The 14,352-nt window shown below is 58.1% G+C and carries 11 protein-coding genes; 5 read left to right on the top strand and 6 right to left on the bottom strand.

All coding sequences use genetic code 11. From position 1 onward, the window contains the following. The first annotated feature begins 37 nt into the window (after positions 1–37). A complete protein-coding gene (gene manA / locus ACX3P5_RS08310; protein WP_233988179.1) occupies positions 38–1,213 on the top strand; it encodes a mannose-6-phosphate isomerase in 1,176 nt (391 codons plus the stop codon). A 133-nt stretch (positions 1,214–1,346) separates the two neighbouring features. Further along, on the top strand, positions 1,347–2,846 hold the full coding sequence (locus tag ACX3P5_RS08305) for a YdgA family protein (protein ID WP_458968536.1): 1,500 nt from the start codon (positions 1,347–1,349) through the stop codon (positions 2,844–2,846). A 42-nt stretch (positions 2,847–2,888) separates the two neighbouring features. Here the strand turns inward: ACX3P5_RS08305 and malI are convergent, their stop codons facing one another. After that, on the bottom strand, positions 2,889–3,914 hold the full coding sequence (malI, locus tag ACX3P5_RS08300; protein ID WP_233984389.1) for a Mal regulon transcriptional regulator MalI: 1,026 nt from the start codon (positions 3,912–3,914) through the stop codon (positions 2,889–2,891). Positions 3,915–4,088: 174 nt separating this feature from the next. Between malI and malX the strand changes: the two genes are divergently transcribed. The 3 genes from malX to add all read left to right on the top strand — a co-directional run bounded on the left by malX (position 4,089) and on the right by add (position 8,006). After that, positions 4,089–5,678: a maltose/glucose-specific PTS transporter subunit IIBC gene (gene malX, locus ACX3P5_RS08295; protein ID WP_233984390.1), complete on the top strand. Its 1,590-nt coding sequence runs from the start codon at positions 4,089–4,091 to the stop codon at positions 5,676–5,678. A gap of 16 nt (positions 5,679–5,694) precedes the next feature. Next, complete coding sequence (locus tag ACX3P5_RS08290; protein ID WP_458968535.1) at positions 5,695–6,867, top strand: MalY/PatB family protein; 1,173 nt, start codon at positions 5,695–5,697, stop codon at positions 6,865–6,867. 143 nt (positions 6,868–7,010) lie between these two features. Next, positions 7,011–8,006: an adenosine deaminase gene (gene add / locus ACX3P5_RS08285; RefSeq protein ID WP_458968534.1), complete on the top strand. Its 996-nt coding sequence runs from the start codon at positions 7,011–7,013 to the stop codon at positions 8,004–8,006. A gap of 304 nt (positions 8,007–8,310) precedes the next feature. Here add and ACX3P5_RS08280 read toward each other — a convergent pair whose 3' ends face one another. From ACX3P5_RS08280 to ACX3P5_RS08260, 5 genes are all read right to left on the bottom strand, one after another. Beyond that, the gene (locus ACX3P5_RS08280) at positions 8,311–9,357 is read right to left on the bottom strand and encodes an oxidoreductase (protein WP_233984393.1); all 1,047 of its coding nucleotides are present in this window, start codon (positions 9,355–9,357) and stop codon (positions 8,311–8,313) included. Between the two features lie 226 nt (positions 9,358–9,583). Then, positions 9,584–10,501, bottom strand: coding sequence for an arabinose operon transcriptional regulator AraC (gene araC / locus ACX3P5_RS08275; RefSeq protein WP_094121553.1), 918 nt, complete (start codon positions 10,499–10,501; stop codon positions 9,584–9,586). A gap of 77 nt (positions 10,502–10,578) precedes the next feature. Then, on the bottom strand, positions 10,579–11,565 hold the full coding sequence (araH, locus tag ACX3P5_RS08270) for an L-arabinose ABC transporter permease AraH (RefSeq protein WP_031377613.1): 987 nt from the start codon (positions 11,563–11,565) through the stop codon (positions 10,579–10,581). 12 nt (positions 11,566–11,577) lie between these two features. Then, entirely contained in the window at positions 11,578–13,098 is a 1,521-nt protein-coding gene (gene araG, locus ACX3P5_RS08265) for an L-arabinose ABC transporter ATP-binding protein AraG (RefSeq protein ID WP_336755162.1), read from the bottom strand. A 102-nt stretch (positions 13,099–13,200) separates the two neighbouring features. Beyond that, positions 13,201–14,184, bottom strand: a complete 984-nt coding sequence (locus tag ACX3P5_RS08260) for an arabinose ABC transporter substrate-binding protein (RefSeq protein WP_312056167.1) — start codon at positions 14,182–14,184, stop codon at positions 13,201–13,203. Positions 14,185–14,352: the final 168 nt, after the last annotated feature.

Below are 14,352 nucleotides of genomic sequence, written 5' to 3'. Positions count from 1 at the left end.
ATAGCGCCAATAACATCCCGTGATAAAGGGTTTAATGATGCAAAAAATGAACAATTCGCTGCAGAATTACGCGTGGGGCAGCAAAACGGCGTTAACTGAACTCTACGGCATTGCCAATCCGCAGGGATTGCCGATGGCGGAGCTGTGGATGGGGGCGCACCCCAAAAGTCCGTCAACCGTTGACGACCACGGCACGCCGCGTTCGCTGCGCGAGGTGATCGAGGCCAATCCGACCGCAACCCTCGGCGCTGCCGTGGCAGAGCGCTTCGGTGAACTGCCTTTCCTGTTTAAGGTGCTGTGCGCCGATCAGCCGCTGTCGATTCAGGTTCATCCCAGCAAAAGCGCCGCTGAAGCGGGTTTTGCCCGTGAAAATGCCGCCGCCATTCCCCTGACAGCCGCCGAGCGTAACTATAAAGATGCCAACCATAAGCCGGAACTGGTCTATGCCCTGACGCCGTTTCAGGCGATGAACGGCTTCCGCCCGCTGAGTGAGATGGTGTCGCTGCTTCAGCCGGTCGCCGGTGCGCATCCGCAGATTGCCCATTTTTTGCAGCATCCCGATCGGGCTAACCTGGCCACCCTGTTCTCCACCCTGCTGTCGCTGGAGGGTGAGGCAAAATCGCTGGCGCTGGACCTGCTGAAATCGGTGCTTAACGGCCAGCAGGGCGAACCCTGGCAGACCATCAGCACGATCGCGGCGGACTACCCGGACGACAGCGGCCTGTTTTCACCGCTGCTGCTGAACGTGATTACCCTGCAACCGGGCGAAGCGATGTTCCTGTATGCTGAAACGCCACACGCCTACCTGAAAGGCGTGGCGCTGGAAGTGATGGCGAACTCCGATAACGTGCTGCGCGCGGGGCTAACGCCAAAATATATTGATATTCCTGAGCTGATGGCCAACCTCAAATTTGAGGAGAAGCCCGCCAGCGCGCTGCTGACGCAGCCGGAACAGCAGGGTCATAGCCTGAACTTCCCGATTCCGGTCGATGATTTCGCCTTTGCTATTCACACCCTGAGCGCACAGCCGCAGACGCTGAATCAGTCGAGCGCGGCGCTGCTGTTCTGCATTGAGGGCCAGGCGGTGGTGGCGAAAGATCAGCAACAACTGACGCTGCAACCGGGCGAATCCTGCTTTATCGCCGCCAGTGAAGCACCGGTTACGGTCGCCGGAACCGGCCGGCTGGCGCGGGTGTTTAACCAGTTAGGGTGATACGGCTGACGGACCTGCGGTTAACTGCTATTATTTCAACCTATTAGCATTTAAAACGCCTGCGGGCGTTTTTTCTTCAGTCGTCGGGGTAACCTGCGGCGTAAGCGGACTCAAGGATAAGGACGAATCAGCAATGAAAAAGACCAACGTTGCCGTGGGCGTGATCATCGCGCTGGGCGTAATCTGGACCGGCGCAGCATGGTTCACCGGCAAGCAACTGGAAAGCCACATGGACCAGCTGGTGCAGAATGCCAATACCCAGCTGAATGCTTATGCACCTAACAGTCGACTGAAGATCAGCTATCAGGATTACCAGCGCGGTATCTTCAGCAGCAAAGCTAACCTGGTGATCCAGGCCAGCTCACAGACCGAAGATAACGCCCTGCTGAAACCGGGCCAGAGCGTCATTCTGAATGAAACCATCGATCATGGTCCTTTCCCGTTTGCGCAGCTGAAACACGTCAATCTGATCCCGAGCATGGCGTCGGTGCACACTGAACTGGCAAATACCGATGCGGTGAAGAAGCTGTTTGAGCTGACGCAAAACAAATCGCTGATCAATGCGGATACCCGCATTGGCTACAGTGGTGCCACCGATACCGCACTGCGTATTCTGCCGATCGACTACCAGAACGCGCAAACCGGCGAACGTCTGGCTACCAATGGCGGCACGCTTAACGTTAGCGCCGACCGCAAAGGCGATAAAGTCTCGCTGGACAGCAATGTCGATAGCCTGGCGCTGACCAGCAAAAATGAGATGGGTCAGCCGGTGCTGTTTACCCTTAACGGCCTGAAGCTGAACGGTAATACCCATCTGAGTCCGGAAGGCGTGCGGGTTGGCGATCAGTCAGTGGATATTGAAAAGGTTAATGCCAGCATTAACGGCCAGGATGCCCTGACGCTGCACAAAATGACCGGCAACTCTTCTTTCGATAACAGTGCCGGTAAGATCAGCGGCAATATTGATTACAAGGTCGATAGTGTTCAGCTGCAGAAGCAGGACTTTGGTCAGGCGGCGCTGAAGATGAAGCTGTCGCAGTTTGATGCCCAGGCGGTTAAAGCCTTCTCCGATCGCTATAACGCGCAGATGCAGGATCTGCAGAACCAGAAAGGTCTGGCTGACGATCCGATTCGCTATCAGGCGGGCGTCAATACCATCCTGATGAACAACCTGCCGACGCTGCTGAAAGGCACGCCGTCGATCAGCATCGCGCCGCTGAGCTGGAAGAATGATAAGGGCGAAAGCACCTTCAATCTGACCGCCAATTTTAACGATCCCGCCACCGTCACCGGCGAACCCCAAACCCTGAGCGGCATGGTGGATCGGGTACTGAAAACGCTGGATGCGAAGCTGACCATCAATATGCCGATGGCGACCGAGACCATGCATAAAGTCGGCCTGGCAGAAGGCTATCAGAGCGATGATGCACAGAAGCTGGCCGATCAGCAGGTGAAAGGTCTGGCCGCTATGGGCCAGATGTTCCGCCTGACCCAGCAGCAGGATAACAACATCATCACCAGCCTGCAGTACGCTAACGGCCAGGTGAACATGAACGGCGACAAGATGACGCTGGAGCAGTTCATGTCACGCTATATGCTGGGTATGCCGACCAGCGAAGGGATGCCGCAATAATTTTCAGGCAGCCGTAAAAAAGGCGACTCCGGTCGCCTTTTTTTATGCTGAACCGCGGATGATCAGCTGCGGCGGCATGATCACATTCTGTCGCGCAGCGTCCGGTTGCGCCATCCGTTGCAGGATGCGCTCGGCGGCAACGCGACCAATCTCCCGCGCTGAGCTGGTCACCACGGTCAGTGGCGGATCGGTCAGCTCCGCCTGCGGTTCATCGCCAAATCCCATCAGCGCCAGCTGTTGCCCATAGTAGCTGTCGACCGCACCGCGGGCGAACGTCCGCCCGGTGCGCAGCAGGCCGAAATAGCATCCCAGCGCCGTCGGGGTGTTGTAGGCCAGCACCGCGGTTAAGCGCGGATGGTGCTGAAACAGCTCAATCGCCGCCTCCGCCGCCTCTTTCTGGCTGTTACCGCACTCAATAATCCACTCCGGCCGGAACGGCAGACCGTACTGCAACAGGGTGGCGCAATAGCCGCCAAGGCGCTCCGCCCGGGTTAACGAGGCGCTGTGGCCGCCCAGCCAGGCGATGCGCTGATGTCCCTGACGAATCAGGTACTCGGTGGCGAGACGCGCAGCCTGTGCGTTATCGGGACGGATCGCATCCACCTCTTCCAGACTACTGGCCCGCGCCGCGCAGACCAGCGCGATCTGCAATTCCCGCGCGCGAGCCACCATCTGGCTGGCTTTATCCGCACCGCCACCCAGCACTACGCCATCAACGCCCTGTGCCACCAGCGACTCAAAGCAGCGCTCCAGATGCTGGCCCTGACGGCCGCTCTGGGTCAGGAACAGCAGTTTGCCCTGTTTTTCCAGCGCGTCGCTCAGCCCTGCGGTCATTTCGGCATAAAACGGCTGGCTGAGATCGCGCACGATCAGGCCTATCACCCCACTTTGCCCGCCGCGCAGCATGGTCGCCGAACGGTTACGGACAAAGCCAAGCTGCTCAATGGTCTGATTAACGCGCGCCATGGTGTCAGCAGAAATACGCCCTTTGCCGGAGAGCACCAGAGAGACGGTGGTGACCGAAACGCCTGCGGCGGCAGCCACGTCATGGATGGTAATTCTGCTCATGCCATTACTTGTCCGAATAAAACGCCTGGAAAGAAGATAAAACGTTACACCTTAAAGCCCGAAAATAATATCAGCCCTGGCCGGGATACTGTGATTCAGCGCGCATATCAGCGTGGTAAAACGTTTTATCATCGCTGCACTTTATCACTGTGAATCATCATTGCCGGAGAGATCATGCCCGCACCTCGCCAAAAAATGTCCGTCTGGGAGTTTTTCCAGAGCCTGGGGAAAACCTTTATGCTGCCGGTGGCCCTGCTCTCGTTCTGCGGCATCATGCTCGGCATTGGCAGTTCGCTGAGCAGCCATGATGTGCTAACGCTGCTGCCGGTGCTGGATCAGCCGTGGCTGCAATATCTGTTTCTGTGGATGGCGAAACTCGGTTCCTTCGCCTTCAGTTATTTACCGGTGATGTTTGCCATTGCGATCCCGCTGGGGATGGCGCGCGACAATAAAGGCGTGGCGGCGTTTGCCGGTTTCGTCGGCTATGCGGTGCTCAATCTTAGTATCAACTTCTGGCTCAATGTGAATGGCATTCTGCCGACCACCGATGCCGCGGTGCTGAAAGCCAACAACGTCCAGTCGATACTCGGTATCCCGTCGATCGATACCGGCATTCTGGGTGCGGTGATTGTCGGTATCGTGGTGTTCTGGCTGCACGAGCGCTTTCACAATATCCGGCTGCCGGATGCGCTGGCCTTCTTTGGCGGCACCCGCTTTGTGCCGATCATCACCACGCTGGTGATTGGTATGCTGGGACTGGTAGTGCCGTTGATCTGGCCTTTCTTCGCTCGCGGCATTACCGGACTGGGCTGGATGATCAACAGCGCCGGCGACTTCGGTCCGATGATCTTTGGTACCGGCGAACGCCTGCTGCTGCCGTTTGGCCTGCAGCATATTCTGGTGGCGATCATGCGCTTTACCGATGCGGGCGGCACGCTTGAGGTGTGCGGCAAAAGCGTCAGCGGCGCCCTGACAATTTTCCAGGCGCAGCTGGCCTGTCCGGAAACCCACGGTTTTGCTGAAAGCGCCACCCGCTTCCTGTCGCAGGGCAAAATGCCGGCCTTCCTCGGTGGCCTGCCGGGTGCTGCGCTGGCGATCTATCACTGCGCCCGTCCGGAAAATCGACACAAAATTAAAGGCCTGTTGATTTCCGGCGTGGTGGCCTGTGTGGTGGGCGGCACCACCGAACCGATCGAGTTCCTGTTTTTATTCGTCGCGCCGTTCCTCTATCTGATCCATGCGCTGTTGACCGGCGTTGGCTTTAGCCTGATGGCTATTCTCGGCGTCACCATCGGTAACACCGACGGCAATATCATCGACTTCGTGGTGTTTGGCGTGCTGCACGGCCTGTCAACTAAGTGGTACTGGGTGCCGGTAGTCGCAGCAATCTGGTTTGTGGGTTACTACCTGATTTTCCGTTTCGCGATTCTGCACTTCAATATCAAAACGCCGGGACGCGAAGTGGAGAGTGCCAGCGCGCTGGCGCAGCAGGTCAGCAATGCCGGTAAAGGCAAGTCGGGCTATAACTCACCGGCTATTCTGTCCGCACTGGGCGGCGTGGAGAATATCACTTCGCTGGATAACTGCCTGACGCGCCTGCGCCTGACCATTGCCGACATGAGTAAAGTGGACGATGCGGCCCTGAAAGCCAACGGTGCCATTGGCGTGGTACACCTTAATCAGACCAGCCTGCAGGTGGTGATCGGCCCGCAGGTGCAGTCGGTGAAAGATGAACTGTCGACGCTGATGAACGTCACCGCTTAACGCACCGGGAGCTGATATGTTTAATTTTGATGAGGTGGTCGATCGCCGTGGCAGCTGGTCTACCCAGTGGGATTTTGTTGCCGATCGCTTTGGCGTGCCCGATCTGCTGCCGTTCACCATTTCCGATATGGATTTCAGAACCGCCCCGGTGGTATTACAGGCGCTGGCCCAGCGCCTGGAGCATGGCGTTTTCGGATACAGCCGCTGGCAGCATGATGATTTCCTGGCCGCCTGCTGTCACTGGATGGCCAGCCGTTTTGATTATCAGCCGCAGCCGGAGACGCTGGTGTATGGACCCTCGGTGATCTACATGGTGGCGCAGATGATCCGTCACTGGAGTGAGGTGGATGATGAAGTGGTCATCCATACGCCCGCCTACGATGCCTTTTATAAAACGGTGCGCGGTAACCAGCGCCAGGTGCTGGAGATGCCGCTGCAGCGGACAGCCGAAGGCTGGCAATGTGATATGACGGCGCTGGAAGCGCGGCTGGCGCGTCCGCGCTGCAAAATCCTGTTGCTGTGCAGCCCGCACAATCCCACCGGCAAAGTCTGGACGGCAGATGAGTTGCAGCAGATGGCTGAACTCTGCGAGCGTTATCAGGTGCGGGTGATCAGCGATGAAATCCATATGGATATGGTGATGGCTGACCAGCCTCATACGCCGTGGGCCCGCGTGGCGCGTGGCGACTGGGCGCTGTTTACCTCGGCATCGAAAAGTTTCAACCTGCCGGGCCTGACCGGTGCCTGGGGCATTATCCCGGATGCTGCTGACCGGGCGGCCTGGTTCCAGGCGCTGAAAAATGCCGATGGGCTCTCCTCACCGGCGGTGCTTGCCGTCGCCGCACACATCGCCGCCTACCGGCACGGCGCGCCGTGGCTCGATGCGCTGCGCGACTACTTATCAGGCAACCTGACCTGGGTTGCCGATCGGCTTAACGCCGCGTTTCCGCAACTTAACTGGCAGCCGCCGCAGGCCACCTATCTCGCCTGGATCGATCTTAATCCGCTTGGTATTGGCGAAGAGGCGCTGCAGCAGGCGCTGATCCAGCAACGCGTGGCGATTATGCCCGGCTCAACCTACGGCAGCGCCGGCCAGGGGTTCTTGCGGCTCAACGTGGGCTGTCCACGCAGCAAGGTGGAAGATGGCGTCAGCCGCTTGATTGCCGCCCTTCACGCCTTATCTGCCTGAAATAAACCGGCCAGGCGGCGATCGCTGGCCGGTTATGGGTAATTAACCAGCATCCACGTCAGTTGTTGCGCAAATTGCTGGCGCTGTTGCGCAAGATATTTTTATAATGTTATGCACTTTAGTTACCACTGAGCGAGTGCACCATGATCGATACCACGATTCCTCTTACCGATATTCACCGCCACCTCGACGGCAACATCCGTGCACAAACCATTCTTGATTTAGGTCGCCAGTTTAATCTCGCCCTGCCCGCTACCACGCTGGAGACACTGCGTCCGCATGTGCAGGTGGGCGACAATGAGCCTGACCTGGTGAGCTTTCTGCAGAAACTCGACTGGGGCGTGAAGGTGCTGGGCGATCTCGATGCCTGCCGCCGTATTGCGCAGGAAAATGTTGAAGATGCCGCGCGTGCCGGCATTCACTATGCGGAACTGCGTTTCTCGCCGGGCTACATGGCAATGAGCCACCATCTGCCGATCGCTGGCGTGGTCGAAGCGGTGATTGAGGGCGTCAGAGCCGGTTGCCAGCAGCACAATATCGATGTACGGCTGATCGGCATCATGAGCCGCACCTTCGGCGAAGAGGCCTGCCTGGCCGAACTGGATGGCCTGCTGGCTCATCGCGATCACATCACCGCCGTCGATCTGGCGGGCGATGAACTGGGTTTCCCCGGCAGCGAGTTCCTCAGCCACTTTACCCAGGCGCGCGATGCCGGTTTCCGGGTGACGGTACACGCCGGTGAAGCGGCCGGTCCGGAGAGCATCTGGCAGGCGATTCGTGAACTGGGTGCCGAGCGTATCGGCCACGGCGTGAAGGCGATTGAAGATCGTGCGCTGATGGATTTCCTGGCGGAGCACCACATCGGGATTGAATCCTGCCTGACCTCCAACATTCAGACCAGCACCGTGAAGTCACTGGCGCAGCATCCGCTGAAGGCCTTCCTTGAGCACGGCATTCTGGCCACCCTGAACACCGACGATCCGGCCGTTCAGGGCATTGAGCTGGCGCATGAGTACCACCATGCCGCCCCTGCGGCGGGCCTGAGCGCGGCGCAGATCCGCCAGGCGCAGGAAAATGGCCTCACCATCGCGTTTCTCAGCGACGCCGAGAGAGCCGCGATTCGCGCCCGCGTGCAGTAATTCTGTCGCGTCAGCGAAAAAAAACGGGCCGGATAACCGGCCCGTCACTCTGCTGCTCCAACTCACTCAGGGCAATTCTGACAGCCACGCATATGCCTGACGCGCAGGGAACACGGTCAGAATAGGAAAGCGTCCCGCGCCAGGACGGCACGGGCCGAGCATGCCATGGATGGCGGCTTTTGCGTCTTTCCGATCTGACCGTGTTCCCTTCGCAGGTTCGAACTCCCCGCTAAAACAGCAAACATAACGGGCCGTATAACCGGCCCGTTTCGCTTTTTTACTTATTGCGTTTAGCTCTGACCCATTAAACGCGCTTCAGCGACAGCGTCTGGCGTTTCTCAGCGGATTGCAGACCCAGCTCGATGAGTTCCATCACCTGAATCGCCTCTTCTGCCGTCACCGGATTACTGCCGCGACCGGCAATCGCATCACGGATGCCGGCATAGTAAGCCGGATAGTTACCCGGTTGCGTCAGCTGGCTGCTTTCCTTCAGTGAATCACCGTCAACCAGCGTCAGAGTGCCATCGCGCATGTCGTAGCCCCAATCCTCTTTCGGCGGGAAATCCCCGGATTTCAGGCGATCTTCCTGCGGGTCGAGACCATATTTGACGTAGCTGCCGCGCGTGCCGTGAACGGTATAACGTGGCGACTCGGCTGCCACCAGCATGCTGGCGTGCAGCACCACGCGGCGCTGCGGATAGGTCAGCGTGGCGTGGAAGTAGTCGGTGGTTTGCGCGCCCGGACGCATCTCGGCCAGATCGACATTGATCGCCACCGGCGGGCCAAAAAGCTGCAGCGCCTGGTCCAGCAGATGCGGCCCCAGGTCATACCAGATGCCGCTGCCGGCGCCTTTCATTTCACGCCAGCGATTACGCACTTCCAGCCGAAAACGGTCAAAGTGCGACTCAAAGTAGCGGACTTCACCCAGCGTACCGGCCTCTATCAGCGATTTCAGCGTCAGGAAGTCACTGTCCCAGCGGCGGTTATGGAACACCGATAGCAGCAGCCCTTTGGCTTTGGCTAACGCATCCAGCTCGCGTGCCTGTGACAACGTCACGGTAAAGGGCTTATCGACCACTACATGCTTACCGGCATTCAGCGCCGCTTTTGCCAGCGGAAAGTGAGTGTCGTTGGGGGTCGGGATAACGATTAAGTGCAGAGAGGGGTCGTCCAGCAGCGCCTGCGGATCAGCCACTACCTGAACGGCAGGCCAGTCGGCGTGGACTTTACTGGCATCGCTACTGGAAATCGCGGCCAGCTCAACGTCCGGGGTGCCCGCAATCAGCGGGGCGTGAAATGTTTTGCTGGCAAAACCGTAACCGATTAGACCAACACGCAATTTATCGCTCATTTTAATTCCTCTTAGCGCCTTACCCATCAGGCGTAATTGTTGCAGTCAGTCTGGACCGGGACAGCGCGGAATAACCGGAGCGTACTGGAAGTACGTGAGAATGGTGAGCACTGCCCGGGTTCAGAATGACAAATAATATTGCCTGACTGGCCAGGCGCTTAGTTGCTAACCTGATTGATTTAAGACTATTAACCAGGCCAGGACAAGGAGGAATATCCCGAAAAAACTAAGAGATAGCACTCTGGGTCATCGGCCAGGCGGTCTGCGCGGCCAGGTTGTCATGGGCGTCCTGATTGCGGCGACGGAAGTCACTGGGGCTGACACCGACCCGCTTACGAAACACGCGGGAAAAGTAGAGCTGATCGTCATAGCCTACTTCCCGTCCCACCGTTGCAATCGGTTCCTGGGTGGTTTGCAGCAGCAGTTTGGCGCGGATCACTCGCTGATCTTCGCGCCAGCGCAGCAGATTCACCCCCATCTGCTCGCGGAACAGATGCGCCAGCCGTGACGGTGACAGGCAGACATGGCGCGCCACCTCTTCAATTTTCACTTCGCTGGCCAGATGATTGGTGACGTACTGACAGGCTTCGATCACCCGCGGATCACGGATTAACTGGTGACTGCGCGGATCTTCTTCCACCGCCCGCAGCAACAGCCGCTCCAGCAGGTTCATCGCCAGCTCTTCGGCAAAGCGGCGGCCGGAGTTATGGGTCTGTTCGATGCTGGCAAACAGCCGGTCAAACTCGCCACGCAGCGACTCCGGCAGCAGCAGACGGCCAACGCCCTCCTGCTCATCCTGCCAGCGCAGCCAGTCGTGCCAGTAAGCGCGCGGACGGAAATAGACCCAGCGATGAAACCACTGCGGGCTGTCGGGCGCGCGGCCATAGTAGTGTGCAGTTTTCGGCTGAAACAGCAGCATTTCGCCCGGCTCGCAGTCAAACGCCCGCTCGCCGTCAAATACCCGTCCTTTGCCTTTAATGGTGAGATTTAGGATGTAACCCTTCATGCCGTGCGGACGATCGATAAAAAAGTCCAGCGGACCGTCGGCGGTAATCGGCGTCAGCCCGGCTACCAGCCAGGCATTGAATGAATAACCCGGCAGCAAGGGGTTTTGCTGCCCGGCCGGGGATTCACGGTGATACATAGTGTCCTCACTCAGTCTGTCATTGATCGAATCACCCGCAGACGCGTGCGGCGTCTGCGGGTTAACGGCTGGCCAAATCAGGCTTTATGTTTCTGTTTGTAGCGGTCAAATATCACCGCCGCTAACAGTATCAGACCGCGCACCACATACTGTGAGAATGGCGAGATATTCAATAAATTCATCGCATTCTCAACGGTACCGAGAATCAGCACCCCGGCCACCACATAGGAAATTTTACCGATGCCGCCCTTGAGCGAGACGCCACCCAGCACGCAGGCGGAAATCACCACCAGTTCATAACCCAGCGAGGTCATTGGCTGCCCGCTGGTCATGCGTGAGGCCAGAATGATGCCCGCCGCCGCAGAAACCAGACCGGAGAGGATGAAGATGATGATGCGGGTACGCACCACCGGCACACCGGCCAGTCGCGCCGCTTCTTCGTTGCCGCCAATGGCCAGCGTGTTGCGGCCAAAAGTGGTTTTGTTCAGCAAAAAGCCGAAGATCAGCATGGTGGCGATGGTCAGCCAGATGGGTGCAGGCACGCCCAGCCAGTTGGCAAAGCCCAGCGCGAAAAAGCGCTCATCTTCGATACCAACCGCTTTGCCGTCAGAGAAGATGTAGGCCAGACCGCGCACGATCTGCATGGTCGCCAGGGTGGTGATCAACGCATTGATCTTCAGCCGGGCAATCACAAAGCCGTTGATAAAGCCGGTCAGCATACCCAGCACCAGGCCGGCGGCGACGCCGATCCACAGGCTTTCGGTCATGTTGATCACCACCGCCGTGACGACGCCGGCACAGGCAATCACCGACGCCACCGACAGGTCAAAATCGCCGGACGCCAGGCAGAACAGCATGCCGCAGGCGACCATGCCGGACATCGACATCGCCAGACCGAGGCCTTTCATATTGATAAAGGAACCGAAGTTCGGCACAAACACCGCACAGGCAATAAACAGCAGCGCAAACACCACCAGCATGCCGAAATTGTCCCAGATGCGACCAAACTGCAGGCCGCTGCGTGAGGCTGGCGGCGGCGTATTTGAGGTCGTGGATGAAGCCATGTTGCTCTCCTGTCAGGCCACGGCGGCCGCTTGTGTGGTTTTTGGCATTGCCAGGCTCAGCGTCTGCTGCTCCGTGGCGTCGTCATGCAGCACTTCACCGGCAATCGCCCCTTCACGCATCACCACGATGCGATCGGCAAGCCCCATCACTTCCGGCAGATCGCTGGAGGCGAACAGCACGGCGATACCGTCGCTGGCCAGTTGGTAAATCAGGTTATAAATTTCGTGTTTTGCGCCAACATCAATGCCGCGCGTCGGCTCATCCAGCAGGATCACCTTCATCTCTTCGGATAACCAGCGACCGAGAATCGCCTTCTGCTGGTTGCCGCCGGAGAGGTTCATGATCAGCTGCTCTGCGCCTGGCGTTTTGATGTTGAGCGAACGGATGTGGCTGTCGGCGTTGCGGCTTTCCCAGTCGTTTTTGATCAGGCAGCCCGCGGTGAGGTTGTGACGCCGAGCGCTGATGTTGATGTTGTCGCGCACCGAGTGGACCGGAATAATGCCTTCGGCTTTCCGATCTTCCGGGCAGAGCATAATACCGGCGCGGATAGCGTCGATCGGCTCGCGCAGCGTCAGCGGTTTACCGTCCAGCAATACCCGGCCGCCGCGCAGGCGCGTGCCGCCGAACAGCCCTTTCAGCAGTTCGCTGCGACCGGCACCGACCAGACCAAACAGCCCGACAATCTCACCCGCGTGGACCTTGAGCGAAATCGGCGTACGGACGCCCTTCGCTTCCACCTGGTCCAGCTCAAGGCGCACAGCCCCTTTTTCACGCGGCGTATAACCGTAGATATCACCGAGGTTGCGGCCCACCATCGCCTGCACCAGGTCGTCATGATGGGTATTTGCCATGTCGGTAAAGGTCCGGACATAGCGGCCATCTTTAAATACCGTGATGGCGTCGCTTAGGGCAAAAATCTCCTCCATCCGGTGTGATACATACAGCACCACCCGGCCTTCCTGACGAAGCTGGCGGATGACGCGGAACAGGTTGTCGATTTCGCGCGCCGACAGCGAACTGGTCGGTTCATCAAAGGCGATAATACGCGCGTTACGCGCCAGCGCTTTGGCGATCTCCACCATCTGCCACTGACCCAGCGACAGGTATTTCAGCGGCATATCGGGATCGATATCCATGCCGAGGTTTTTCAGTTGTAGGCCAGCTTCATAACGCATCAGCTTACGGTTGACCAGCCCATGTTTGTGCGGGATCTGACCGAGGTAGATGTTCTCCGCCACGCTCATTTCCGGCACCAGATGCAGCTCCTGGTAAATAATGGCGACGCCCGCGTCCAGCGCATCGGTCGTACGCTGAAAGCTCATCGGCTGGCCTTTAATCCGGATCTCACCGCCGCTGGGCTGATAGCTGCCGCTGAGAATTTTCAGCAGCGTTGATTTGCCCGCCCCGTTTTCGCCCATTAAGGCGTGGACTTCACCGCTGCGGCAGTCGAACGAGATATCCTGCAGCGCTTTCACGCCAGGAAAGGTTTTACTGATGCCATGAAACGACAGAAAAGCTGAATCAGTGTTCATGTTTATCCTCACTCTTTCGCGCCGCAGGCAGGCCAGCGGCGCGAACAATCCAGGCTGACACTCAGATACGCCGGTGTGGTCAGACACCGGCACGCGCAAGGTTTACATCAGCCCTTTTTTCGCCAGTTCGGTCTTGAAGTTGTCGCGGGTGATTAACACCACGTCGGTAACTTCGGTGAATTTTGGTGGCTCTTCGCCTTTGCTGACCCAGTTGTAGAGCATCTGGCTACTTTTGTAGCCATGAACATCCGGGCTTGGCAGCAGCGAGCCGTAGAAGCCGGTCGCTTTGTCTTTCGACAGTTCGCTGATGGCATCAACGCCATTAATGCCGATACCGATGACGTCAGCCGCTTTGAAACCCTGGCCTTCGGTGGCGCGCACGCCGCCCAGCACGGTGTTGTCGTTCATGCCGACAATCAGCCAGTGTTTCACTTCCGGATGCTGCACCAGCAGCGAGTTACCGGCATCGAATGCGCCAGGAATATCGTTGGATTTGGTCGGCACCTGGTAGATCTGGGCGGCCGGGAAGCCCGCGGCTTTGATCGCGTCCATCGAGCCGCCGGTACGACGACGCGCGGTGTCGAGTTCGTTCGCGGTAATTGCCATCACGCCGGTGGTTTTCACATCCCAGCCGCGCTTCTGCATCTCTTTGTAGAGTTCCTGACCCTGACGCTCACCAATTTTGGTGGCGGCCATCATCACCAGCGGAACGGTATCCATCGGCTTGCCTTTGGCGGTGACGAACTGGTCATCGACCGCAATCACCTTCAGACCGTAGCCACGCGCTTTGGCCATGATGGCGGAACCGAGTTTGGGATCGGGCGTACAGATAACGAAGCCTTTTGCGCCGTTGGCGGCCAGGCTGTCGATGGCGTTAAGGGTTTTCTCACCATCGGGAACGGCAATCTTAATCACGTCAAAGCCTAAATCCTTACCGGCTTTATCGGCGAACTTCCACTCGGTCTGGAACCAGGGTTCCTCCGGTTGCTTGACTAAGAAACCGAGCTTCATGGTCTCGGCGATAGCGGATTGTGACATAACCGCTGCCAGGCCGATGGCCGCGAACGCTTTAGTGAATTTATGCATGATGCTCTCCGGTACCAGGTTGTTTTTCTCTGCTATTAACGAATCGGTGTAAACGTTACCAGTTTGTTTTGATTTGTGGGTACAGCCATAAATCAGTGCGTTAGGACGCTAACTGCTGAAAGCCTGTTCAGACGCTGCGCTAGTTTTAACGGGATTAGCGAAGAAAAA

The sequence above is a fragment of the Pantoea sp. S-LA4 genome (assembly GCF_054482835.1).
The sequence above is the reverse complement of the archived record's forward strand: the minus strand, read 5'-3'. Positions and strand labels throughout refer to the sequence as shown.